Genomic DNA, 21889 nt, shown 5'->3' with positions numbered 1-21889 from the left:
GCCGCGGTGTCGGAAAAGGGGTTGACCGGTTGCAATGATTCGAAATAACTAGTTTTATAGTGATATGGAGACGCAGATGTGGGAAGAAGCCGCGCAGGGTTTTGCCGCGATGGGCTCGGAGGCCCGGCTGAAGGTGCTGAAGACGCTGGTGCGCGCGGGGGAGGCGGGGTTGACGGTGGGCGAAATTCAGGACCGCACCGGCATCGCCCCCTCGACGCTCGCGCATCATCTGAAGTTCCTCGCCGCCGGTGAGCTGGTGGCACAGAAAAAGCAGGGGCGCTCGGTGATCAACCGGGCGCGCTACGACACGTTGAGACATCTGGCGGACTTCATTCTGAGCGAATGCTGCGCCGACACCGAGAAAAAGGCGGCGAACGATGGCTGAGACAACGCAAGAACGGTCCGGCGGCACCGGCCGGGCCATGATGCCGGCGCTGTTGGGTGCGCTGAGAACGCCCTGGGCGGGGATCGTGCTGCTGCTGGCGGCGGTTGCGGTGCTGGACCCGGCCAATCTGCGCGAGACGGTGGTGTTCGCCGCCCGCGCATTGGCCGGGACGGCGCAGTATATCGTCATCGCGGTATTGCTGCTGGCCTATCTCAAGGCCACCGGGGCCGAGGTGATGGTGGCGCGCGCCTTCGAGGGGCGGGAGATCAGGATGATCGCCTTTGCGGCGCTGCTGGGCGGGCTGGCTCCCTTCTGTAGCTGTCAGGTGATCCCGTTTATCGCCGGGCTGCTGGCGTTGGGCGCGCCCCTGTCGGCGGTGATGGCCTTCTGGCTGTCCTCGCCGCTGATCGATCCGCCGACGCTGCTGATCACCGCAGGCGCCCTGGGCTGGCCCTTCGCGGTGGGCAAGGCGGTGGCCGCGGTGGCGCTGGGCCTGTTCGGAGGCTTCGCGGTCAAGGTGCTGATGCGAAGCGGTGCATTGGCCAGCCCGCTGAAACAGGCGCCGCGCAGCGGCTGCGGCTGTGGCGGGCCGAAGCCGGGCGGCAAGCCGGTCTGGCGGTTCTGGAGCGAGGCGCCGCGGCGGCAGACCTTCCGGGCGGAATGTGTCGGCAACGGGGTGTTCCTGCTGAAGTGGCTGGCGCTGGCCTATGTGCTCGAGGCCCTGCTGGTGCAGTATGTCCCGGCCGAGCTGATCGCGCAGCTCGTCGGCGGTGACGGCCTCGGGGCCATCGGGATCGCCGCGCTGGTGGGGATGCCGGCCTATCTGAACTCCTACGTGGCGCCGCCGTTGCTGGCGGGGCTGATCGGGCAGGGGATGAGCGCGGGGGCTGCCATGGCCTTCATGATCGCGGGCGCGGTCAGTTCGATCCCGGCGATGGCGGCGGTCTGGTCGCTGGTGAAGCCAAGGGTCTTCGCGCTTTATCTCGGGCTGGGGCTGCTGGGCGCGGTGATGGCCGGGATGCTGTTCCAGCTGGTGGTGTGAGGGGGGGGCTCTGCCCCCACGGCCTGCGGCCGTTCCCCCGGAGTATTTTGCAGAGAAGAAGGAAAGAGCGGGGCGCCAGGATCAGGCGCCCCGCACGCTGTTTGGATCAGGCGAGGGCGAGGCGGCCGTCCAGCACCACGCCGGTGGTCTCGGAGATGGTGCCGATCTCGCGCAGCGCGGCGATCAGCTCGTTGCGATAGACCAGCCCGGTGTGGTTCCAGGGCAGCCCGCGCACGTCGAAGCTGGGGATCTCGCCGGCGACGCCGCCGCCGATCGGCTTGCCGTTCCAGGTCTCGCCGAAGGCGCCAAGCGAGATGTAGCTGTTGAAGGCCATGGTGAAGCTCTGATCCAGAAGCTCCTCGACCGGCGTGCCGTTCAGGGTGATGTCCACCGCCCGGGCGTCGGCCGCCGAGGCGCCGAGCGCGATCCGGTAGCGGATGCCGGAGGAGAAATGCAGGAAGCCGCGCGACACGAAACCGGTCAGATCGGTGCCGGCGACCTCTTCGGGCCGCAGGATGCGTCGGGCGTTCGAGGTCAGCATGTCGCGGATCTGGGCGCCGGTCAGGGTGGCGACGTCGATCACATCGGCATAGGGCATCACGTCGAACCATTCGCGGAAGGTCAGCGGCCCCTTGTCGATGCCCCGGGCAAGGCCGGTGGCATTGAACAGCGAGAAGTCGACCGGCCCGCCGGGGAAGCTGGCGGAGCGTTTGACCAGCGTATCGTTCATCAGGTTGCCGATGGCGACCTCGCCGACATAGCGGTCGGCGACGGTGCGGGGGGTGGAGACAAGCGTGTCGTCGGCGACCTCTGCGATCACCTCGGAGAGCTTGCCGTCGAGCGCCGCGATCATCGGGGCCATCACCTGCGCCTCGAACCCGGCATCGTAATCGCCGTCGTGTTCGGCGCGGTCATAGCCGTCGTCGCCGGGCTTCAGCCGGTCGTCGCGCCGCTTGACCGGGTGCAGCGCCACGCTGGAGAACCACTGATCGCGGCCCTGGCCCTTGGCGACCGACATGGCGATCTCGCCCAGGAACTGGCCGTTGGCCTTGGCCTGGGTCAGCAGCAGCCCGGCAACCATGTTGTCGGCGTCGATCCCCTCGGCGTTCAGCGCGGTGTGGGAATGGCCGCCGATCAGCACCACGGGTTTTTCGGACATCGGGCCGATGGCGTCGGCGATGTCGAAATCGCCCTCGCCGATCAGCCGGGCGGCGGCGGCCTTGCCGGATTTATGCATGCCGCGGCCATAACCGCAGTGCGACAGGATCACCACCACGTCGGAGACCGCCTCGACCGCCTTGTAGAGGTTGGCGGCGCTTTCCACCGGGCTGGCGACGGCGAGGGTCGGATCGCTTTCCATGCCGGTGCGGGTGTCGATGGCGGTGGTCAGGCCGATGAAGCCGATCCGGAGCCCCTTCACCTCGGCCACGGCGGCGGGGGTGTAATCGACGTCCCGCGCGATATGGGCGGAGCTGTGCACATTCGCCGAGAGGACCGGGAAGGCGGCGTCGCGGTCGAGACCGATCTTAAGCTGGGCGGCGCCGCGGTCGAATTCATGGTTGCCCAGAACGGCGAGATCGACGCCGGCGGCGGAGGCGGCGCGATAACCGGCATCGGCGACGAACTCCTCCGGGCTCCAGCCCAGCAGCTCGTCGAAGACCGAGCCGGTGTGATCGTCGCCGCCGGACAGGAACAGCACGATTTCATCGTCGGCGGCAGCAGCCTTGGCGGCGTTGACCTGCTGCACCATCTGCGCCAGCCGGTGGGTATCACCACGCTTGGGGTGCAGGTCGGTCATATGGTTGTGCATATCGTTGTAGTGCATCAGCCGCAGCACCCGCCGGGTGCCGTCGGGCAGGGCACGGGCCGGTTCCGCCGCGCCGTCTTCGGCCAGGATGGTGGTGATCGGCCCGGCGAGCGGATCGCCCTTCAGCAGATAGAGCTTCTCGATGCTGCCCCGCGGGTTCGGGGCGACCGATACCATGGCCAGCTGGCCGGGGCCGGGGTTGGCCCGGGCGCGGGACACGATGACCGGAGAGACGGCGGCGGCCGCTGCCAGGGCGGAGCTGCGGGCGAGGAAGCCGCGGCGGGTGAGACGGGACATGGAAACCTCCTGAGACGCGTTCATGGCGGAGGCTCTGGGTCCCTCGGGTAACGGCGGGGTGACGCTTCGGTGACGGGATGGTGAAACCTTGGCCGCAGCGGGGAAGGCGGCGGACCGGAGGTCAGACCGGGATCAGCCGGCAATCGGCGGCGGTGCAGGCGGCGCGGGTGGTCTCGGGCAGGCTGCCGGCATGAACCACCACGTCGTAGTCCCACAGATGCCCGTGCTTGAGCGGCGCGGGGCGGCCGATCTTGGTGCTGTCGAGGATCAGGATGCTGCGGTCGGCGCAGCCGGCGATGGCGCGGCGGGCGCGAATTTCCTCCGGGGTGAAATCCATCACCTCGCCGATTTCGGACAGGGCGCCGCAGCTGAAGATCGCCACGTCCAGCCGGAACTGGCCGAAGAAATCCTGACTGTCGGCGCCGATGATGTCGAGATCGCGCATCCGCACCTTGCCGCCGGCGAGATGCAGGGTCAGCCCCGGGGCGGCGCGCAGCGCCAGGACCGCGTGGATGTTGTTGGTGGCCACCATCAGATTGTCACGCCGCGTCAGGGCGCGGGCGACTTCTTCGACGGTGGTGCCAGTGCCGAGCGCCAGCCGACTGCCATCCTCGATCAGCTCCGCCACCGCCTGGCCGATCCGGCCCTTTTCGTCGCGCGCGATCGCCAGCCGGGGCTGGTAGCCGATGTTCTCCGACCGCTGGCTGAGGCTGGCCTCGCCATGGCGGCGGCGAATCACGCCCTGTTCGTCCAGTTCGCGCAGATCGGTGCGGATGGTCTGCACCGACACCCCGAGCCGCCCGGCCAGATCGGCGGCCGACAACGGGCCGTGGATCGACAGCAGATTGACGATCCTGTCGCGGCGGCGGGCCAGTTCCGGGGCGGACATGTTGTTTTCCTTCGAAAATGGATGTGGGTCTTCATCATGCCTAGCCCGCCCTGCGAAAGCTGCAAAGAACTTTATTTTTGGGCATTCCTTCAGAGTGTCACGAAGCTGTCACGCAGTCTCTGTAGCCGGGGGGCATTCGCCGGAGGCCATCGAGAGGCTTTCGAACGAAAGGCAGATATGGACATAGGAGTTCCTGATGAAACTGCGCTTCGCCGCTCTCCTCGCCCTGGCCGTGCCCTTCGGTGCCCAGGCTGAAACCCTGACCCTCTACACCTCGCAGCCGAATGCGGATGCTCAGCAGACAGTTGATGCCTTCATGGCTGCCAACCCGGATATCGAGGTGGAATGGGTCCGCGACGGTACCACCAAGCTGATGGCCCGCCTGACCGCCGAGATCGAGGCCGGCGCGCCGCAGCCCGACGTGCTGCTGATCGCCGATTCCGTGACCATGGAAGGCATGGCGCAGAAGGGCCAGCTGATGGCTTATAAGTCGCCGGAAGCCACGGCCTATGACGACGCGCTCTACAGCGCCGAGGGCTATTACTATTCGACCAAGCTGATCGCCACCGGCATCGTCTATAACACCGGGGCGGCCAAGGCACCGGTGGCCTGGGCCGATCTGGCCGGCGACGGCATGGACGGCATGATCGCGATGCCCTCGCCGCTCTATTCCGGGGCCGCGCTGATCCATCTGGCCACGCTGACCGGCAACCCCGATCTGGGCTGGGATTTCTACGAAAAGCTGGCGGCGGAAAAGGCGCGGGCCGAGGGCGGCAATGGCGGCACCTTCAAGGCCGTCGCCTCGGGCGAGAAACCCTATGGCATGGTCGTCGACTTCCTGGCGATCCGCAACATGGCCAAGGGTTCGCCGGTGAAATTCGTCTTCCCGACCGAGGGCGTGTCCTATGTGACCGAGCCGGTGGCGATCATGTCCACCGCCAAGAACGTGCCGGCGGCGGAGAAATTCGTCGATTTCGTACTGAGCGAGGAAGGCCAGAAGCTGGTCGTCGACATGGGCTATATCCCGGCGCGTGACGGTCTGGACATGCCCGAGGGCTTTCCGGCGCGCGATCAGATCAAGCTGATGGACTTCGACCCGGCGGCCGCGCTGGCGAATGCCGAGGCCAACAAGACCCGCTTCGCCGAGATCTTCGGTGTGAAATGAGCCAGTCTCTGGCGCGCAACTGGGGGGGCAGCCGGTCGGACGACTGGCTGCTCTCCGCCTTGATGGGGTTGGCGATCCTGTTGACGTTGGCCCCCGTCGCGCGGCTGCTGATCGAGGGCGTCAGCGGCCCCGACGGGCTGACGCTGGCGCCGTTGGTCGAGGTGCTGGCGCGGCCGACGACGCAGGCTGCCCTGTGGCATTCGATCTTCACTGCCGGCGTCGGCACGGTGCTTTCGATGCTCCTCGGCGGGGCATTTGCCTTTCTGGTGGCACTGACCGATATCCGCGCCAAGGGGGCGCTGGTCTTTTGCCTGATGATCCCGATGATGATCCCGCCGCAGATCACCGCCCTGGCGTGGACACAGGTGATGGGGCCGTCGTCCGTGCTGCTGAAGACGATCGGGCTGGCGCCGCCTCTGGGATCGCCGCAGCCGCTGCATTCGCCGCTGGGCATCGCGGTTCTTCTGGGTATCCAGCATACATCCATCGTTTTTCTGACCCTGCGCGCCGGTTTGCGCGCCATCCCGCCCGAGGCGGTCGAGGCGGCGCGGATCGCCGGTGCGCGCGGGCTCAGGCTCTGGTGGCAGGTGGTGCTGCCCCTGAGCGTGCCGAGCCTGGCCGCCGGCACCGCCATGGCCTTTGTCACGGCATTGGGGAATTTCGGTATTCCGGCGATGCTGGGGATTCCGGCCGGCTATTCCACCCTGCCGACGCTGATCTATCAGCGGCTGGCGGGCATGGGCACGTCGGTGCTGACCGAGGTGGCGGTTCTGGCGCTGCTGATCGGCGTGGTGGCGCTGGCCGGCGTGGTGCTGAACCGGCTGTTCCTGCGCCGGCGTGCCTATGGGCTGATCGGTCTGGCCAACCGGCCGCTGGAGATCAGCCTGAAGCAGCTGCGGTTGCCGGTGGAGCTGGTGCTGTGGCTGGTGATCTTGGCCATTCTGGTGCTGCCGTTGCTGGCGCTGGCTGCGACCTCTCTGGTGCCGGCCTATGGCGTGCCGCTGTCGTGGCAGACCATGAGCTTCGGCGGTTGGTACGAGGCGCTGTTCCGCCAGCCGGTGACGGCGCGGGCATTTCGCAATTCCTTCCTGCTGGCGACCGGCGCGGCGGTGGTGCTGATGGCGATCTGCCTGCCGCTGGCCTGGATCATGCTGCGCCGTCCCAGCCGGCTGAGCCGTACCTTCGACCTGTTGGTGGATCTGCCCTATGCGCTGCCGGGCGTGGTGCTGGCGATCGCCTGCATCCTTCTGTTCATCAACCTGCCGCTCACCGATCTGACGCTCTACGGCACCATCTGGATCATCTTCATCGCCTATATCGCGCGGTTCTTCACCGTGATGCTGCGGCCGGTGCAATCGGCGCTGGCGCAGCTCGATCCGGCGATGGAGGAGGCCGCGCAATCGGCCGGCGCCAGCCTGGGCAAGCGGTTGCGGACGATCATTCTGCCCTTGACCGCGCCGGCGGCGGCGGCTGGCGCCATTCTGGTGTTTCTGACCGCCTTCAACGAATTGACCGTTTCCGCGCTGCTCTGGTCCTCGGGGACTGAGACGCTGGGGGTGGTGATCTTCAACCTCGAAGACAGTGGCGAAACGGTGATGGCCTCGGCTGTCTCCGTCGCGGTGGTGGGGGTGGTGATCGTGCTGATGGGCGCGATCCAGCTCGCCTCCCGCCGCCTGCCCAAGGGAGTTGTGCCATGGCAGAACTGACATTGACGGCGCTTGGCAAGCGTTTTGACAGCCATGTGGCGCTGGCCGATGTGTCCGCCACCTTTCACGACGGCGAATTCGTCGCGCTCCTCGGCCCCTCGGGCTGCGGCAAGACCACGCTGCTGCGCCTGCTGGCGGGCTTCGAGGCGCCGACCGAAGGCGAGATCGCGGTTGACGGTGCTCTCGTCGCCTCGGCTCGGACCGGGAAATTGTTGCCGCCGGAGGAGCGGAACATGGGCATCGTGTTCCAGTCCTATGCGCTCTGGCCGCATATGAGCGTGGCACGCAATGTCGCCTATCCTTTGGAAGTGCGCGGGTTTTCGCGGGCAGAGCGGCGCACGCGCGTCGCCGCCGCGCTGGAGATGACCGGGTTGACGGATTATGCCGACCGGATGCCGGCGGCGCTGTCGGGCGGGCAGCGGCAGCGGGTGGCCTTGGCGCGCAGTCTGGTCGCCGATCCCTCCGCCGTGTTGCTGGACGAACCGCTCGCCAACCTCGACCTGTCGCTGCGCGCGACGATGCAGGAGGCGTTCGCCGCCTTCCACGAACGGACCGGCGCCACCATGGTCTATGTCACCCATGACCAGACCGAGGCGATGGCGATGGCCGACCGGGTGGCGGTGATGGATGGCGGCCGGATCCGGCAATTCGCCACGCCCGAGGTGCTCTATAGCGAACCCGCCGACGCCTTTGTCGCGGGCTTCGTTGGCGATGGCGCGGTGGTGCCGGTGGAGCCCTGCGGCCCCGCTGGCGAGGGTGGCGCGCGGGTGCGGCTGCTGGGGCAGGAGGTTTCTGCCCGCGCCCGGGTGGCAGGGCCCGACCGGCTGTGCATCCGACCCGAGGATATCACGCTGGGCGAAGAGGGCGCACTGCGCGCCGAGGTGCGGCAATGCACCTATCTGGGCGGGCGGTTCCGGCTGCGGCTGGTGGCCGAAGGCGGGCTCGATCTGGTGGCCTTCAGCACCGCGCGGGTGCGGCAGGGGGTCTCTCTCGGGCTGACCATCGGCCAGCCCTGGGGCTTTGCGGCGGAGGCGGCACATGGCTGAGATCGAGGTGCTTTCGGGCGTCGGCGACAAGGGGCCGGCCTGTCTGCGGCTGACCCATCGGGGCCGCGTCTGGCTGCTGGATTGCGGCCATGGGCCGGAGGCGAGCTCTCCCTTCGATCCGGCCTGGCTGGAGGGGGCGGATGCGGTCTTCATCAGTCACGATCACGTCGATCACATCGGTGGTGCCGCCCATGCGATCGGCGCCGGCCTGCCGATCTATACCACCGCGATCACCGCGCGGTCGCTGCCGCCAGGGGCGAAGGTGCGCGAAATTCCCGGGCGCGGTCAGATCGAGATCGAAGGTGTGCGGTTGACGACGGGCCGCAACGGCCATGCCCTAGGCGGTGTCTGGTTCCATTTCGACCTGGGCGGCGGGCTGTTCTATTCCGGCGACTGGTCGGAGGAATCCCATTGGTTCGGCTTCGACGAACCGCCGGCGGCGGACACCGCGCTGATCGACGCCTCCTACCACCTCGACGATGTGACGCAGGCGCAGCGCAGGACCGATCTGGATGCGCTGCTGGCCGGGCTCGACGGGACGGTGCTGCTGCCGGTGCCGCCCTCGGGCCGGGCCGGAGAGCTGGCCTTGCATCTGATGGAGCAGGGCGACGTGCGGCTGGACGACACCTGCCGCGATGTCGTCGCCATGGCGCTTGCCGCCGGACCGGAGGCCGGCATCGCCGAGAGTGCCGGTGCCATACGCCCTCTGCTGGAGCGACCCTTCGATCCGAAGGCGCGCTTCCTGATCTGCGACACCCCCAACGCGGATGGCGGCATGGCCTGGACGCTGGTGAAGGCCGCGCGGGATGAGGGCCGTCTGGGCCGCGATTTCCACGTGGTCTTCACCGGTCATATGACGGCGCATGCCCGCGCCATCTGCGCCCATCCCGGAGGCCATTTCACCCGCTGGAACGTCCATCCGCCGCTGGGCGATCAGCTGGCGCTGGTGCGGCGGCTGGGGGCGAAACGCTATGCGCCGCTGTTCTGCACCCTGCCGGAGGACTACCTGGTGGTAGACCGCACCGGGGCGGAGGTGTTTTTCCACGAGAAGGTGACGCTGTGACCGTGCCGGGGATCCTGCTGCCGGACCGGGCCTTCGTCCTGATCCGCCATGGCGAGACCGATGCCAACCGCGCCGGTCTGATCGTCGGCCGGCTGGAGGCGCAGCTGACCGACAGGGGCCGGGCCGAGGCCGCGGCGCTGGCGGGGATCGACTGGCCCGAGACGCCGCTGTTGTTCGTCAGCCCGCAGGCGCGGGCGCGGGAAACCGCGGCGCTGGCCTTCCCCGGCCTGCCGCGCAGTGTCGTCGATGGGCTGCGCGAACGCGATTGGGGCCGGCTGGAGGGCCGGCCGTTGGCGGAGATGATCCCCCGTGAGGCGACGCCGGAGGCGGGCGAGGCCTGGGCCGACATGCTGGCCCGGGTCGCGGCGGCGCTGCGCTTTGCGCTGCAGGACCCGCGCGGCGGGCTGCCGGTGCTGGTGGCCCATTCCGGCACCATCCGCGCGGTGCGCCGGCTGACCGGGGGCAGCGAACACGGACCCCGGGCGGCCAACGCGGCGCCGATCCTGTTTACCCCCGGCCCGGGGCTCTGGGCCGAACGCCTCTGGCCGCGGCCTGGGACGGAAGACTGACGAAAGGACTGATGATGGATTGCGTGGTTTTCGATATCGACGGCACGTTGGCGGAATTCGATGCTGATCGGCTCGGGCATCTGGTGCATGGCGAGGACAAGCATTGGGATGCCTTCCACGATGCGATGCATGACACCGCGGTGATCGAACCGGTGGCGCGGTTGCTGACCCGGCTGCGGGCGTCGGGCGAGGGGATTGTCCTCTGCTCCGGCCGGCCGGCGGGCTGGCAGCACCGGACCGAGGACTGGCTGGCGCGCGCCGGTCTTGGCTATGACGGTATCTATCTGCGTCCCGAGGGGGCCGATGCCTGGTCGGATCCGGATGTGAAATCGCATCTGCTCGACCGGATGCGCGCCGACGGCTTCCGGCCCTGGCTGGTGGTGGACGACCGCAGCGCGGTGGTCGATTTCTGGCGTGATGCCGGGCTGGTCTGCCTGCAATGCGCGCCGGGCGCGTTCTGAGGCGCGGGGTGTTCCGGGGCCGGTCCGTCTCCTGACGTTCCGGCCTTGCATCCCGGGGGGAGGCTGGCTTTGCTGGCGCGGTGATCTTATCTGCCAGAGCGGAGCCGCCCATGCCCCCCGACTTTCCCGCCGATCAGCTGCGCCTGCTGCCCTGCTGGCAGGCCCATGTCGATATCGCCCCGACCCGGGTGCATGGGCCGGGCCCCTTCGGCGGGCGCAACGTGGTGCCGATCACCGGCGGGCGGTTCCAGGGGACACTGGCGCCGGAAAGCGATGATCCACGGCCTTTCGAGGGGGTGGTGCTGCCCGGCGGGTTCGATCTGCAGCGCGAACGCCCCGACGGGGTGAAGGAGCTGGAGGCGATCTATCACATGCAGGCCAGCGACGGCTCGGTGATCGAGATCCGCAACCTCGCGCTTCTGACCTACGATGCCGATGGCGGGCTGCAATACTCCCGGTCCCGCATCTTTGTCGAGGCGCCGGAAGGCCCCTGCGCCTGGCTGAATACGCGGGTGTTCGTCGGCTCGGTCGAGGTGGTGCGGCCGCAGGAACAGGTGCTGATCCGATCCTTCGTGCTGGTCTGAGCAACCGGGCGGCAGGCCAGAGCAGCGATTGCCCCGCCGGCACAGCAAACGCGCGCCCCGGAAGGTGGGCGCGCGCTGGGGCGAAAGCCCGTCTTGCCGGATCAGCCGCGCGGGTCGATCGGCAGGGTGGCGCCGATGGCGCGTTCCAGCACCGCGCCGGCCTCCAGCAGGCGGCGGTCGCCGTAGCGGTCGGAGATCAGCTGCACCCCCATCGGCACGCCCGGCACCGTACCCACCGGCACCGACAGGCCAGGCAGCCCCAGCGTCGGCGTGCCCATCATCGGGCCATGGGCGCGGAAGTACCAGTCGGAGTCGGTGCCGTCGATCACATCCAGATCGTCCAGATAGGGTTTGATCCAGGTCATCGCCGTCAGCACGATGGGATAGTCGGCGAAGAACATCTGCCACTGGCGCAGCAGGGTGGAGCGTTTGGCGAAGGCCTGCAGGAATTCCTCCCGCCCCTCGAGCACCGGCACGCCCTCCAGCATCAGGGCCATGGATTTCTTCAGCTTCTCGTCGCCGTTCTTCAACATCAGCTGATAGAGCCCGCCGCGCATCTCGTTGCCGAGGATCAGCCGCCAGAACTGCATCGCCTCGTGGAACGAGGGGGTCTGCACTTCTTCGACCTGATAGCCGGCCTCGGCCAGGATGGCGCCGGCCTGGCGGATCGCGGCGGTGACCTCCGGATCGACCTGGCTTTCATCGGTCTCGGCCAGCATGGCGACCTTGCAGGGGCGGTGTTCCAGCGGTGCATCGAACAGGGTGCTGAGCGGCACCTGCCAGATATCGCGTGGGTCGGGCTGGGCCAGCGCCTGCATCGCGATGCGGATATCCTCGACCGAGCGGGCCAGCGGCCCCTGCACCGACGACATCTGCGACACGATCGGCCGTTCGGCCAATTGGCTGGGGTTGTAGGCGGGGGTGATGCCGGCGGTGGGGCGCAGCCCGTAGATGCCGCAGCAATAGGCCGGGTAGCGCACCGATCCGCCGATATCGTTGCCATGGCCCATGGCGCCGATGCCCGCCGCCGTGGCCGAGCCTGCGCCGCCGGAGGACCCCCCTGGGGTCAGCGTCTTGTCATGCGGGTTATAGGTATGGCCGTGCAGGTCGTTGTTGGTGCAGCCGCGCATCGAGTAGCAGGGCGTATTTGTGCGCCCGATGATCACCGCGCCGGAGGCCTTGAGGTTTCTGACCACAGAGCCGTCTTCGGGCGCGATCAGGTCTTTGTAGGCGACCACCCCGTTGGTGGTGGCCCGGCCGCCGTAATCGACGTTGATCTTCACCGTGACCGGCACGCCGTGCAGCGGCCCGCTGGGACCGGAGGTCTTCAGGGCGGCATCGGCGGCGCGGGCGGCCTCCATCGCCTGTTCCGGCAGGGCGTCGACCACCGCGTTGATCGGGCCGTTGGCGGCCTCCATGCGCGCCAGCGCGCTCTCGGTGGCCTCGACGCTGCTGATCCGGCCGGCGCGAATGCCGGCGGCCAGATCTGCGGCGGTCCATGTCCAAAGCTCCGAACTCATGCGAGGTGTCCTTTCTCTTCCTGTTGCCGGCCGGGCGGACGGGCTGTCGGCCGGCCTGTTATGTGCGGCGGCCCCCAAGGGGGGCGGCCCATGCTGGCGTGCGTGCCCAGCGATCCGGGGCAGAAGGCGCCTGCGGCGCCCCGGGGTCCAGCGGCGGCGGGGTGGAAACCGCCATCGCCGGGGTCTTTGCCTGTTCAGAGGTCATCTGACCCGACGGCAGGGTCACGCGGCGGGCAGCTTCGGCGCCGGGATGACCATCGGCACCGCCCCCGGCACGATCTGCGCGATGACTCCCGGCATGAAAAAAGCCGGGCCTTGCGGGCCCGGCTCGGGGAGATCGACCTGCCGGCGCGGCGGGCGCAACCGCAATTCCGCCGCGCGCGGGCTCAGCCGAAGACCTTGGTCAGCGCCCGGTCGACGGTATCGGTGATCAGGTCGATATCGTCGGCGGTGGCGATCAGCGCCGGCGAGAAGCACAGCACGTTGTTCAGCCCGGGGATCGAGCGGTTGGTGGCCCCGATCAGCACGCCCTGGGCACCGCATTCGGCCACGACCTGACCGACCAGCTTTTCATCGACCGCTTCCTTGGTGCCACGGTCGGCGACCAGTTCGGCGCCCAGGAACAGCCCCTTGCCGCGGACATCGCCGACGACCTTGTGCTTTTCCATCAGCGCCTCAAGGTTGCCCATCATCCGCTCGCCCATGGCGGTGCAGTTGTCCAGCAGGTTCTCGTCCTCGATGATGCGCATGTTCTCCAGCGCCGCCGCCGGGCCGGCGGTGCAGCCGCCGAAGGTGGAGATGTCGCGGAAGTAGTTCATCGGATCGGTGGCATCGTCCTTGAACATGTCAAAGACTTCCTCGGTGGTCACCATGCAGGCGATCGCCGCATAGCCGGAGGCGACGCCCTTGGCCATGGTCACGAAGTCGGGCTTGATGCCGTATTGCTGATAGCCGAACCAGGTGCCGGTCCGGCCGATGCCGCAGACTACCTCGTCGATATGCAGCAGCACGTCGTATTTCTTGCAGATTTCCTGCACCCGTTCCCAATAGCCCGGGGGCGGGGTGATGACGCCGCCGCCGGCGGTCACTGGCTCAAGGCAGAGCGCGCCGACGGTATCGGGACCCTCGGCCAGGATGACCTCTTCGATGGCATCCGCCGCGCGCTGGCCATAGGCCTCGCCAGTCAGATCCCACTGGGCGCGGTACTCCATGCAATGCGGCACCTTGACGAAGCCCGGGGCGAGCGGGCCGTATTGTGCCACGCGCTCCTCCTGGCCGCCGGCCGACATCGTGGCGAGGGTGCCGCCGTGATAGTCGCGGTCGCGGAACAGGATCTTGTGCTTCTTGCCGCCGTATTTCTTGTGCGCGATCTGGCGCACCATCTTGAACGCCTTCTCGTTCGCTTCCGAGCCGGAGTTGGTGTAGTAGACCCGGCTCATCCCCGGCATCTTGGAGATCAGCTTTTCCGAGAACAGCGCCCCGGGGACCGAGCCGGCGGATTGCGCGAAATAGCACAGTTTCATCAGCTGGTCATAGACCGCCTTGGCGATGCTTTCGCGGCCGTAGCCGACGTTGACGGTCCAAACCCCGCCGGAGACGGCATCGAGGTATTCCTTGCCGTTCTGGTCCCAGACCCGCATGCCCTTGCCTTCCAGGATGATCCGCGGATCGCTGGTTTCAAAGGCCTTGTGCTGCATCAGGTGGTGCCAGACGTGCGCCTTGTCGGCGTCGACGATATGGCTGAGGTCGTTTTCGTTGAATGCGCCGTCCATGGCAGATCCTTTCGCGTAACGGAGAGCGTCAATGCGCCGGGCCCCGTCAGGGCGGGGCGGCGCAGCTGATACTCACAAACGCCAGAATCGAAGCGTTCCGTAGCGCCAGTTGGGGTCCTCAGATAGGGCCAGTTGTGCGGGGCGCCGCCGATGTTCATGAAATGCCTGCAGGATAGGCGCAGGAAAACCTGAGAGAAATCCAGATTTGAGAAACCCGAAAGCAGTTTTGGTTTTCTGCAAAGTCCGGAAAATCGTCCCAGAAATAATTTGATCGTGACCGGAAATTGGGCTGGGATCGCCCCTGTTGCCGCCCCGGTCCGAGCGGAGCCGCAACAGGGTGCCGGCCAGCGTCGCAGACGCTTCGCCGCACAGCAAAACCGCCCGGAGTGGCGGGAGAGTCGCTGGGCCGTTCCGTCGGATGGCCCTTGGCAGACCGCAGCCGGCCCGTTCGGGCAGGCCGCGCAACAGGGGAGACAGAGGAAGATGACTGCAAAACAGATGCTCAGGGGCGCGGTGGCCGGGCTGGCGCTGATGGCCGGTGCCGGAACCGTGGCGGCGGAGGAGATCACCGTCGGCTATTTCCTGGAATGGCCGATGCCTTTCGAATACGCCAAGGTCAAAGGGCTCTACGATGAAGAAATGGGCGTCACCGTCAATTGGGTGAGCTTCGATACCGGCACGGCAATGTCGGCCGCCATGGCCTCGGGCGATGTGCAGCTGTCGGTCAGCCAGGGGGTGCCGCCCTTCGTGGTGGCGGTCAGCGCCGGGCAGGATCTGCAGATCCTCGATGTGGCGGTGAGCTATTCCGACAATGACAACTGCGTGGTGCGCGCGGATCTGGAGATCGACAAGACCTCGGCCAAGGAGCTTGAGGGCAAGAAGGTCGCGGTGCCGCTGGGCACGGCCGCGCACTACGGTTTTCTCAAGCAGATGGCGCATTTCGGTGTCGACCTGGCGACGATGGACATCGTCGACATGGCGCCGCCCGACGGCGCCGCGGCCATTGCCCAGGGCGCGGTCGACATGGCCTGTGGCTGGGGCGGCTCGCTGCGCCGGATGAAGGAACACGGCAACGTGTTGCTGACCGGCTCGGAGAAGGAGGAGCTGGGCATCCTGGTCTTCGACGTGACCTCCGGCCCGGCGGCCTGGGTGGCGGAGAATTCCGATCTGGTCGCCAAGTTCCTGAAGGTGACGGGGGAGGCCAATGCGATGTGGAATTCCGGCGATCACAAGGCCGAGATGCTGCCGGTGATCGCCAAGGACGCCGGCATGGATGTCGAGGCCACGGATGAGACGATCTCGACCTTCGTCTTCCCCTCGGTGGCCGATCAGCTCAGCGCCAAATGGCTGGGCGGCGGCGCGCAGGAGTTCATGAAGGGCGTGGCCGATGTCTTCGTCGCCGCCGGCAGCATCGATGCGGCGCTCGACAGCTATGAAAACGCGGTGAACACCGGCCCGCTCAAGGCGGCCTCCGAAATGTGATGACCGGCCGGTCCCGGGCGCGCTGTAGCCCGGGGCCGCCGGCGTTCCGCGACCGGCAGGGCGGGCCCCGGCGCTGGCCCTGTTGACCCCTCGCGTCCTCCGATCCGAAGGGAGAGCCATGTCCGGACTGGCGATCGAAAACATATCCATGCGGTTCGACCTGCCCAACGGCACGTCGGTGCAGGCGCTGAAGAACGTCTCGCTCACTCTCAAGGCGGGTGAGCTGATGAGCGTTCTGGGCCCCTCCGGCTGCGGCAAGACCACGCTGCTGAACATCGTCGCCGGGTTTCTGGCGCCGACCGAAGGCCAGATCGTGATGAATGGCCATCGTGTCACCGGCCCCGCCGCCGAGCGCGGCATGGTGTTCCAGCAGGGCGCGCTGTTCGAATGGATGAGCGTGCGGGACAACGTCGGCTTCGGCCCGCGGATGAAGCGGATGCCCCGCGCCGAGACCGCTGGCATCGTCGATCACCTGCTGGAGGTGGTGGGACTGCAGGATTTCAAGGACAAGGCGGTCTATGAGCTGTCGGGCGGAATGCAGCAGCGGGTGGCGCTGGCGCGCTGCCTGGCCAACGACCCGGACGTGATCCTGATGGATGAACCCCTGGGCGCTCTCGATGCGCTGACCCGGGAGAAGATGCAATCGCTGGTGCTCAAGCTCTGGAAGGAGACCGGCAAGACCATCATCCTGATCACCCATTCGGTGGAGGAAGCGCTGCTCCTGGGCGAGCGGCTGCTGGTGATGGCGCCGCGACCGGGGCGGATTCACACCGAATACCGGCTGCCCTTCGCCGACATGGGGGTGAACGCCGATCTGCGCGAGGTCAAGAAACACCCCGATTACGCCCCCACGCGGGAGGAGATCCTCAACATGATCTGGAACATGGAAGAGGAGATCATGGGGCGGACGGAGGCGGGCGCATGATCCCGCTGCTGATCTACGTGGCGATCTTCGTCGGTTCCTATCTGCTGGTGAACCGGGTGTTCCGCCGCGCGGTGCGACGCGATTTCACCTCGCTCAAGACGGTGACCTTCGGCGATGAAAGCGCCGTGGTCTCCGACCGCTGGGCCAGCGTGATCTCGATTGCCAGCATCTTCCTGCTCTGGGGCATGTTCACCGGCTCCAGCCTGCTGCCGAAATTTCTGCACATGCCGGGCCCTTTCGAGGGCACGGCGGACTTCACCTACACCGCCGAGCTGCCGGATGGCAGGCGCGATGATGCCACGGTGACCGTGCTGGTCCATCCCATCGACCAGAAGGTCGAGCCGCCGGCGGTGGAGCCGGGCCCGGGCTGGGCGAAGAACGACAGCGCCACCGTCGGGGTCTGGCGCAGCGGGCTGATCCGGGTTGACCGCAACGACGAGAACGGCCGCGATCAGGGCGCCCGCGTGGTCGCGGTGGACGGCCAGCCCATTGCCCCGGGAGAAAGCGTCGCCACCCCGTTCGGCCGGGTCGGCATGTCGCCCAAGGGGACGCTGAATTTCGAGCCGTCCAAGGGTTGGCAGATGGAGCCGATCTGGCTGCCGGCGCCCGAGGCGGTGGTGGAACGGATGATCGAGATCGCCCGCGACGGCTTTCGCGGCTCCACTCTGTGGGAACATCTGGGCTATTCGCTGTTCCGGGTGATCGCCGGTTTTCTGCTGGGGGCGCTGGTGGGCATCCCGCTGGGCTATGCCATGGGGCTGAGCAACTGGTTCCGCGGCTGGTTCGATCCGATTGTCGAGTTCATGCGGCCAGTGCCGCCGCTGGCGCTGATCCCGCTGGTGATCATCTGGGCCGGTATCGGCGAGGCCGGCAAGATCATCCTGCTGTTTCTCGCTGCGCTCTGGATCATGGCGATCGCGGCGCGCTCCGGCGTCTCCGGCGTGCGGATCTCCAAGGTGCATGCGGCTTATTCGCTGGGGGCCTCCAGGGTGCAGATCATGCGCCATGTGATCGTGCCCAATTCGCTGCCGGAGATCTTCACCGGCGCCCGGGTGGCGATGGGGGTCTGCTGGGGCACTGTGGTCGCCGCCGAACTGGTGGCCGCCGAAAAGGGCGCTGGCATGATGATCATGGTCGCCTCCAAGTTCCAGAACACCGATATCGTGATCATGGGCATCATCCTGATCGGGGTGATCGGCTTCGGCATCGATATCCTGATGCGGTGGGCGGAGCGGGTGCTGGTGCCCTGGAAGGGCAAGGGCTGAGCGCGGCCTTGCGGGTGCGGGCAGGGGGACGGGAACTTGCGCCCGGTCCCGGCGATGGCCTACTCCTGACGGGCACGCAGGAGGATCGCGCATGACCGCCGCCCAGATGAGGACCGGGATCAGCTTTCCCGCCATTCGCCCGGTCGGGCTGACCGGGCTTCTGGTCAGCTTTTCCGACCGGCTGGAAGAGCCGGCCAATCGCGCCGCCCTGGCGTTTCGCGCGGCGGTGGAGGCTGCGGCCTGGCCGGGGGTCGAGGAAACCTCGACCTCGCTCGCCTCGAGCTATCTGCGGTTCGATCCCCTGATCCTGTCTCCCGAGGCGCTGACGGAGCGGCTGCGGGCGCTGCTGTCGACCCGCGACTGGCGGGCGGCGCCGCTGCCGCCGGGCCGGCGGCTGTTCCGGGTGCCGACGCTCTATGGCACCGATCTGGCGCCGCAGCTGGCGGAGGCGGCAGCCGAGGCCGGGCTGAGCCCGGAGGCCGCCATCGCCGATCTGGGCGCCACGAGGGTCCGGGTCCTGACCATCGGCTTTGCCCCCGGTCAGCCCTATCTGGGGGAACTGGGGACGGCTTGGGATCTGCCGCGCCAGAGCGCGCTGACCGCGCGGGTGCCTGCCGGCGCGCTGGTGCTGGCGGTGCGACAGCTCACCCTCTTCACTGCGCCGGCACCGACTGGCTGGCGCCATGTCGGCCAGACCCGGTTCCGCTGCTTCCGCCCCGAGGCGCCCGATCCCTTCCCGCTGTCGCCGGGCGACGAGATGATCTTCGCCCCGGTCTCCCGCGCCGATTACGACCGGCTGGGCGATGTGACGGATCACGGCCTGCGGATCGAGGAGATCGCCGGATGAGCCATCTGCACGTGCTCGGTGCCGGGCCGGCGGTGACGGTCCAGGATCGCGGCCGTCCGGGGTTTCTGGATCGTGGCCTGTCGCAGGGCGGCGCCGCCGATCCGCTGGCGCTGGCCGAGGGGGCGGCGCTGCTGGGGCAGTCGCCCGATTGCGCCGCGCTGGAACTTGCCGGTATGGGCGGCCGGTTTCGTGCCGACCGCGACCTCAGGATCGCGCTGACCGGGGCGCCGATGCCGGCGGAGATCGACGGCAAGCCGCTGGTCTGGTCCGCCAGCCATCTGCTGCGCGCGGGGGCGGTGCTGGCGATCGGCGCCGCGCGGACGGGCAGCTATGGCTATCTCCACCTCGGCGGCGGCATCGCCACGCCTCAGGTGCTGGGATCGCGTGCCGCCCATCTCGCCGCCGGCCTGGGGCAGGGGCTGCAACCGGGCGACCGGCTGCCGCTCGGCTCCGATGCCGGCGCGGATGCTGGCATGGGCACCGGGATGCGGCTGCTGGTGGAGGATCGCTTCTCCGGCGGTGACATCCGCATCCTGCCCGGCATGCAGACGCCGCTGTTCCCGGCGGAGGTGCGCGCGCGGTTCGAAACCACCGAGTTCCGACGCGGTGCCCGCGCCAACCGGATGGGCATGGCGCTGGAGAGCGCCGGTCCGGGCTTCGCCGCCGCCGGCCAGCGCAGCATCCTGTCGGAGGTGATCACCCCCGGCGATATCCAGATGACCGGCGATGGCCGCCCCTTCGTGCTGCTGCCCGAATGCCAGCCCACCGGCGGCTACCCCCGCATCGGCACGGTGATCCCGGCGGATATGGCGAAAGTGGCGCAGACCCCGGCCGGCGCCCGGCTGCGCTTCGCCTTCGTCACAAGGGCGGAGGCGATGGCCGCCCAGGCCCGCCATGCGGCGCATCTGGCGGCGCTGCCGACCCAGGTCGAGCCGCTTCTGCGCGACCCGCACATGATGCACGATCTGCTGTCCTATCAACTGATCGGCGGGGTGATCTCCGCCACCGAGGAGGATGTCCCATGACCCGCACCGTCGATCTCAACGCCGATATGGGGGAAAGCTTCGGCGCCTGGACGATGGGGGACGACAAGGCGCTGCTGCGTGTCGTCAGCTCGGCCAATGTCGCCTGCGGCTTTCACGCCGGCGACCCGGATGTGATGGCCGCCACCATGGCCGAGGCCGCCGGCAACGGTGTCGGCATCGGCGCCCACCCGGGGTTCCGCGATCTGCAGGGCTTCGGCCGCCACCGGATGCAGGTTCCGGCAGAAAGCCTCGCCAATGCGATCCGCTACCAGATCGGCGCCGCCCAGGCGATGGCCCGCGCTGCCGGGGCGGAGCTGCGCCATCTCAAGCTGCACGGTGCGCTCGCCAATATGGCCTCCGAGGACGAGGCGCTGGCGCGGCTTTGCTATGACGCGGCACTCTCGGTGGCCCCGGAGCTCATCGTGATGGTGCTGGCCGGCACCGCGCAGGAACGGGCCGCCCGCGGCCTCGGCTGTCTCTGGGCCGGAGAGATCTTCGCCGATCGCGCCTATAACGACGATGCCACCCTCGTCGACCGTCGCCTGCCGGGAGCGGTGCTGCACGATGCAGCAGAGGTCGGGCCGCGCATCCGCCAGATGCTGGAGGAGGAGGCCATCATCACCGCCAGCGGCAAACGCCTGCCGGCGGCGATCGATACGATCTGCCTGCATGGAGATACCCCGGCGGCGGTCGATCTGGCCCGTGCCCTGCGTCGTGAGCTTGAGGATGCGGGCATCGCTATCCGCCCGGTCACCGGCCGGCGGGATTGATCGCGGCACCCTCCCTTCGATCTGGGGGCAAATATCCTCGGGGGTGAATTGGCCGCAGGCCAAGAGGGGGCAGACAGCCCCCTGCCGACCGGCAGGCGACGCCGGGCGCGGTGTCAGGAGTTGCGCGAATCCTTGGGCTCCGGCACTGGATCATAGCCCGAGCGGCCGAGGGGGTGGCAACGGCCGATCCGGCGCAGCGCCAGCCAGCTGCCTTTCAGCGCGCCATGCTTTTCCAGCGCTTCCAGCGCATAGGCGCTGCAGGTGGGCTGATAGCGGCAGTTATGCCCAACCCAGGGCGAAAAGATCAGCCGATAGAGCCGGACAGGCAGGGCGGCGATATGGGCGAGCGGGGTCATCGGCGGCGGCTCAGCTGGGTTTGCGGCGATCGGCGTGCAGCTTCTTCATCGCATATCGCAGGTCGCCCAGCAGCGCGTCAAACGGCCGCGCGACAGTATCCTCGCGGCGGCCGATCAGAACGTAGTCCCAGCCCGGCTGTCCCAGTTCGGGCAGCAGCGCCTGCGCCACCGCGCGCAGCCGCCGTTTGGCGCGGTTGCGGGTGACGGCATTGCCGACCTTCTTGGAACAGGTGAAGCCGACCCGGATGCCGGTCGCCGGATGGCCGACCGGACGGCGCCGGGCCTGCACCACCATTCCGCCGGTCGCCTGCCGGCGGGCGCGGGCAGCGGCCAGGAAATCGGCACGTTTGCGCAGGACGCTCAGGGTCGGCGCCGGGCAAGACGAAACCGCCGGGGGCGTTGTCCCCGCAGTGCTGTCGGGGGCCTCCGGCGGTGTCATGCGTCGAACCGTGTGTCGGTGAGCTTATGCGCTCAGCGACTTGCGGCCGCGAACGCGGCGGGCGTTCAGGATCTTGCGGCCGGCCTTGGTGGCCATGCGGGCGCGGAAACCGTGGCGGCGCTTGCGAACCAGGTTCGAAGGTTGATAGGTGCGTTTCATCGCTCCGTCTCCATTCTAGATTCTAGCGGTCGGGAGCGGCGCGGATTCGCCCCCCGTGACATTCGAGGCCCGTCCTTTACGGTGGCTTTCCTCGTAAGTCAAACCCCGCGCGCGCCGATTTCAGGGGAAACTGCAATAATTTCCCTATATGATCACGCGGAAATCCGCGCCGGGGCGGCTTTTTGCCGGGGGGGCGGGTTTTGTACGGGCGTTTGCGGGGGCAAGGCGGCGGGCGCGTGCCGAATCCGTCACGAAAGCCGTCCCGCGCTTCACTGCCGCGTGATGCCCCTGTCGTTTTGCGCCGAGGTTGCGCAT

22 protein-coding genes are annotated in these 21889 nt (G+C 68.1%); 15 read left to right on the top strand and 7 right to left on the bottom strand.

Annotated elements, in window-relative coordinates; genetic code table 11:
* Positions 1–76: 76 nt before the first annotated feature.
* Together QO033_RS02905 and QO033_RS02900 are read left to right on the top strand one after the other, a co-directional pair.
* Positions 77–385 (top strand): ArsR/SmtB family transcription factor, encoded by a 309-nt coding sequence (locus QO033_RS02905; protein ID WP_284479428.1) that lies wholly within the window; start codon positions 77–79, stop codon positions 383–385.
* A complete protein-coding gene (locus tag QO033_RS02900; RefSeq protein WP_407682086.1) occupies positions 378–1427 on the top strand; it encodes a permease in 1050 nt (349 codons plus the stop codon). Before QO033_RS02905 ends, QO033_RS02900 begins: the two co-directional genes overlap by 8 nt.
* 106 nt (positions 1428–1533) lie before the next feature.
* On the opposite strand, the gene QO033_RS02895 is transcribed toward QO033_RS02900, so the two are convergent.
* The gene (locus tag QO033_RS02895) at positions 1534–3531 is read right to left on the bottom strand and encodes a bifunctional metallophosphatase/5'-nucleotidase (RefSeq protein WP_284479427.1); all 1998 of its coding nucleotides are present in this window, start codon (positions 3529–3531) and stop codon (positions 1534–1536) included.
* A 121-nt stretch (positions 3532–3652) separates the two neighbouring features.
* Positions 3653–4420, bottom strand: coding sequence for a DeoR/GlpR family DNA-binding transcription regulator (locus QO033_RS02890; RefSeq protein WP_284479426.1), 768 nt, complete (start codon positions 4418–4420; stop codon positions 3653–3655).
* A gap of 196 nt (positions 4421–4616) precedes the next feature.
* On the opposite strand from QO033_RS02890, the gene QO033_RS02885 reads away from it, so the two are divergent.
* From QO033_RS02885 to QO033_RS02855, 7 genes are all read left to right on the top strand, one after another.
* On the top strand, positions 4617–5585 hold the full coding sequence (locus QO033_RS02885; RefSeq protein WP_284479425.1) for an ABC transporter substrate-binding protein: 969 nt from the start codon (positions 4617–4619) through the stop codon (positions 5583–5585).
* On the top strand, positions 5582–7291 hold the full coding sequence (locus QO033_RS02880) for an ABC transporter permease (RefSeq protein ID WP_284479424.1): 1710 nt from the start codon (positions 5582–5584) through the stop codon (positions 7289–7291). Before QO033_RS02885 ends, QO033_RS02880 begins: the two co-directional genes overlap by 4 nt.
* A complete protein-coding gene (locus tag QO033_RS02875) occupies positions 7279–8337 on the top strand; it encodes an ABC transporter ATP-binding protein (RefSeq protein WP_284479423.1) in 1059 nt (352 codons plus the stop codon). Before QO033_RS02880 ends, QO033_RS02875 begins: the two co-directional genes overlap by 13 nt.
* The gene (locus QO033_RS02870; RefSeq protein WP_284479422.1) at positions 8330–9400 is read left to right on the top strand and encodes an MBL fold metallo-hydrolase; all 1071 of its coding nucleotides are present in this window, start codon (positions 8330–8332) and stop codon (positions 9398–9400) included. Before QO033_RS02875 ends, QO033_RS02870 begins: the two co-directional genes overlap by 8 nt.
* Positions 9397–9969 carry a histidine phosphatase family protein gene (locus QO033_RS02865; RefSeq protein WP_284479421.1) on the top strand — a complete coding sequence of 191 codons (573 nt, stop codon included), beginning with the start codon at positions 9397–9399 and terminating at the stop codon, positions 9967–9969. The genes QO033_RS02870 and QO033_RS02865 overlap by 4 nt, the downstream gene beginning before the upstream one ends.
* Positions 9970–9983: 14 nt before the next feature.
* A complete protein-coding gene (locus QO033_RS02860) occupies positions 9984–10430 on the top strand; it encodes a phosphatase domain-containing protein (protein WP_284479420.1) in 447 nt (148 codons plus the stop codon).
* A 110-nt stretch (positions 10431–10540) separates the two neighbouring features.
* Positions 10541–11014, top strand: a complete 474-nt coding sequence (locus tag QO033_RS02855; protein WP_284479419.1) for a DUF3237 domain-containing protein — start codon at positions 10541–10543, stop codon at positions 11012–11014.
* Between the two features lie 101 nt (positions 11015–11115).
* On the opposite strand, the gene QO033_RS02850 is transcribed toward QO033_RS02855, so the two are convergent.
* Both QO033_RS02850 and QO033_RS02845 read right to left on the bottom strand, forming a co-directional pair.
* The gene (locus QO033_RS02850) at positions 11116–12534 is read right to left on the bottom strand and encodes an amidase (RefSeq protein WP_284479418.1); all 1419 of its coding nucleotides are present in this window, start codon (positions 12532–12534) and stop codon (positions 11116–11118) included.
* A gap of 386 nt (positions 12535–12920) precedes the next feature.
* A complete protein-coding gene (locus QO033_RS02845; protein WP_284479417.1) occupies positions 12921–14306 on the bottom strand; it encodes an aminotransferase family protein in 1386 nt (461 codons plus the stop codon).
* A gap of 483 nt (positions 14307–14789) precedes the next feature.
* Here QO033_RS02845 and QO033_RS02840 point away from each other — a divergent pair, with 483 nt between their 5' ends.
* The 6 genes from QO033_RS02840 (at position 14790) to QO033_RS02815 (ending at position 20620) form a co-directional block, all read left to right on the top strand.
* On the top strand, positions 14790–15788 hold the full coding sequence (locus QO033_RS02840) for a taurine ABC transporter substrate-binding protein (RefSeq protein WP_284479416.1): 999 nt from the start codon (positions 14790–14792) through the stop codon (positions 15786–15788).
* A gap of 118 nt (positions 15789–15906) precedes the next feature.
* Positions 15907–16713, top strand: a complete 807-nt coding sequence (locus QO033_RS02835) for an ABC transporter ATP-binding protein (protein ID WP_284479415.1) — start codon at positions 15907–15909, stop codon at positions 16711–16713.
* Entirely contained in the window at positions 16710–17978 is a 1269-nt protein-coding gene (locus tag QO033_RS02830; RefSeq protein WP_284479414.1) for an ABC transporter permease, read from the top strand. Before QO033_RS02835 ends, QO033_RS02830 begins: the two co-directional genes overlap by 4 nt.
* A gap of 91 nt (positions 17979–18069) precedes the next feature.
* On the top strand, positions 18070–18825 hold the full coding sequence (locus QO033_RS02825) for a 5-oxoprolinase subunit B family protein (protein ID WP_284479413.1): 756 nt from the start codon (positions 18070–18072) through the stop codon (positions 18823–18825).
* The gene (locus QO033_RS02820; RefSeq protein ID WP_284479412.1) at positions 18822–19850 is read left to right on the top strand and encodes a 5-oxoprolinase subunit C family protein; all 1029 of its coding nucleotides are present in this window, start codon (positions 18822–18824) and stop codon (positions 19848–19850) included. Before QO033_RS02825 ends, QO033_RS02820 begins: the two co-directional genes overlap by 4 nt.
* Complete coding sequence (locus tag QO033_RS02815) at positions 19847–20620, top strand: LamB/YcsF family protein (protein ID WP_284479411.1); 774 nt, start codon at positions 19847–19849, stop codon at positions 20618–20620. Before QO033_RS02820 ends, QO033_RS02815 begins: the two co-directional genes overlap by 4 nt.
* Positions 20621–20733: 113 nt before the next feature.
* On the opposite strand, the gene yidD is transcribed toward QO033_RS02815, so the two are convergent.
* The 3 genes from yidD to rpmH are packed head-to-tail and all read right to left on the bottom strand — an operon-like array spanning position 20734 to position 21574.
* Positions 20734–20976 (bottom strand): membrane protein insertion efficiency factor YidD, encoded by a 243-nt coding sequence (gene yidD / locus QO033_RS02810; protein WP_284479410.1) that lies wholly within the window; start codon positions 20974–20976, stop codon positions 20734–20736.
* A gap of 10 nt (positions 20977–20986) precedes the next feature.
* Entirely contained in the window at positions 20987–21415 is a 429-nt protein-coding gene (gene rnpA / locus QO033_RS02805; protein WP_284479409.1) for a ribonuclease P protein component, read from the bottom strand.
* Positions 21416–21439: 24 nt separating this feature from the next.
* Positions 21440–21574: a 50S ribosomal protein L34 gene (rpmH, locus tag QO033_RS02800; RefSeq protein WP_117151705.1), complete on the bottom strand. Its 135-nt coding sequence runs from the start codon at positions 21572–21574 to the stop codon at positions 21440–21442.
* Positions 21575–21889 lie beyond the last annotated feature (315 nt).

Source organism: Pseudodonghicola flavimaris (genome assembly GCF_030164425.1).
Lineage (GTDB): Bacteria > Pseudomonadota > Alphaproteobacteria > Rhodobacterales > Rhodobacteraceae > Pseudodonghicola > Pseudodonghicola flavimaris.
Note: the sequence above shows the minus strand (reverse complement) of the source record. Positions and strands in the feature narration are given on the sequence as shown.

What these genes read in the sequence shown, in the direction of transcription:
- QO033_RS02870 (WP_284479422.1), top strand. Translation starts at nt 8,330, where the DNA reads ATGGCTGAGATCGAGGTGCTTTCGGGCGTCGGCGACAAGGGGCCGGCC.
- QO033_RS02875 (WP_284479423.1), top strand. Translation starts at nt 7,279, where the DNA reads ATGGCAGAACTGACATTGACGGCGCTTGGCAAGCGTTTTGACAGCCAT.
- QO033_RS02820 (WP_284479412.1), top strand. Translation starts at nt 18,822, where the DNA reads ATGAGCCATCTGCACGTGCTCGGTGCCGGGCCGGCGGTGACGGTCCAG.
- QO033_RS02845 (WP_284479417.1), bottom strand. Translation starts at nt 14,306, where the DNA reads ATGGACGGCGCATTCAACGAAAACGACCTCAGCCATATCGTCGACGCC.
- QO033_RS02900 (WP_407682086.1), top strand. Translation starts at nt 378, where the DNA reads ATGGCTGAGACAACGCAAGAACGGTCCGGCGGCACCGGCCGGGCCATG.
- QO033_RS02840 (WP_284479416.1), top strand. Translation starts at nt 14,790, where the DNA reads ATGACTGCAAAACAGATGCTCAGGGGCGCGGTGGCCGGGCTGGCGCTG.
- QO033_RS02905 (WP_284479428.1), top strand. Translation starts at nt 77, where the DNA reads ATGTGGGAAGAAGCCGCGCAGGGTTTTGCCGCGATGGGCTCGGAGGCC.
- QO033_RS02885 (WP_284479425.1), top strand. Translation starts at nt 4,617, where the DNA reads ATGAAACTGCGCTTCGCCGCTCTCCTCGCCCTGGCCGTGCCCTTCGGT.
- QO033_RS02850 (WP_284479418.1), bottom strand. Translation starts at nt 12,534, where the DNA reads ATGAGTTCGGAGCTTTGGACATGGACCGCCGCAGATCTGGCCGCCGGC.
- QO033_RS02860 (WP_284479420.1), top strand. Translation starts at nt 9,984, where the DNA reads ATGGATTGCGTGGTTTTCGATATCGACGGCACGTTGGCGGAATTCGAT.
- rnpA (WP_284479409.1), bottom strand. Translation starts at nt 21,415, where the DNA reads ATGACACCGCCGGAGGCCCCCGACAGCACTGCGGGGACAACGCCCCCG.
- QO033_RS02855 (WP_284479419.1), top strand. Translation starts at nt 10,541, where the DNA reads ATGCCCCCCGACTTTCCCGCCGATCAGCTGCGCCTGCTGCCCTGCTGG.
- QO033_RS02830 (WP_284479414.1), top strand. Translation starts at nt 16,710, where the DNA reads ATGATCCCGCTGCTGATCTACGTGGCGATCTTCGTCGGTTCCTATCTG.
- QO033_RS02835 (WP_284479415.1), top strand. Translation starts at nt 15,907, where the DNA reads ATGTCCGGACTGGCGATCGAAAACATATCCATGCGGTTCGACCTGCCC.
- QO033_RS02880 (WP_284479424.1), top strand. Translation starts at nt 5,582, where the DNA reads ATGAGCCAGTCTCTGGCGCGCAACTGGGGGGGCAGCCGGTCGGACGAC.
- QO033_RS02815 (WP_284479411.1), top strand. Translation starts at nt 19,847, where the DNA reads ATGACCCGCACCGTCGATCTCAACGCCGATATGGGGGAAAGCTTCGGC.
- QO033_RS02890 (WP_284479426.1), bottom strand. Translation starts at nt 4,420, where the DNA reads ATGTCCGCCCCGGAACTGGCCCGCCGCCGCGACAGGATCGTCAATCTG.
- rpmH (WP_117151705.1), bottom strand. Translation starts at nt 21,574, where the DNA reads ATGAAACGCACCTATCAACCTTCGAACCTGGTTCGCAAGCGCCGCCAC.
- yidD (WP_284479410.1), bottom strand. Translation starts at nt 20,976, where the DNA reads ATGACCCCGCTCGCCCATATCGCCGCCCTGCCTGTCCGGCTCTATCGG.
- QO033_RS02825 (WP_284479413.1), top strand. Translation starts at nt 18,070, where the DNA reads ATGACCGCCGCCCAGATGAGGACCGGGATCAGCTTTCCCGCCATTCGC.
- QO033_RS02895 (WP_284479427.1), bottom strand. Translation starts at nt 3,531, where the DNA reads ATGTCCCGTCTCACCCGCCGCGGCTTCCTCGCCCGCAGCTCCGCCCTG.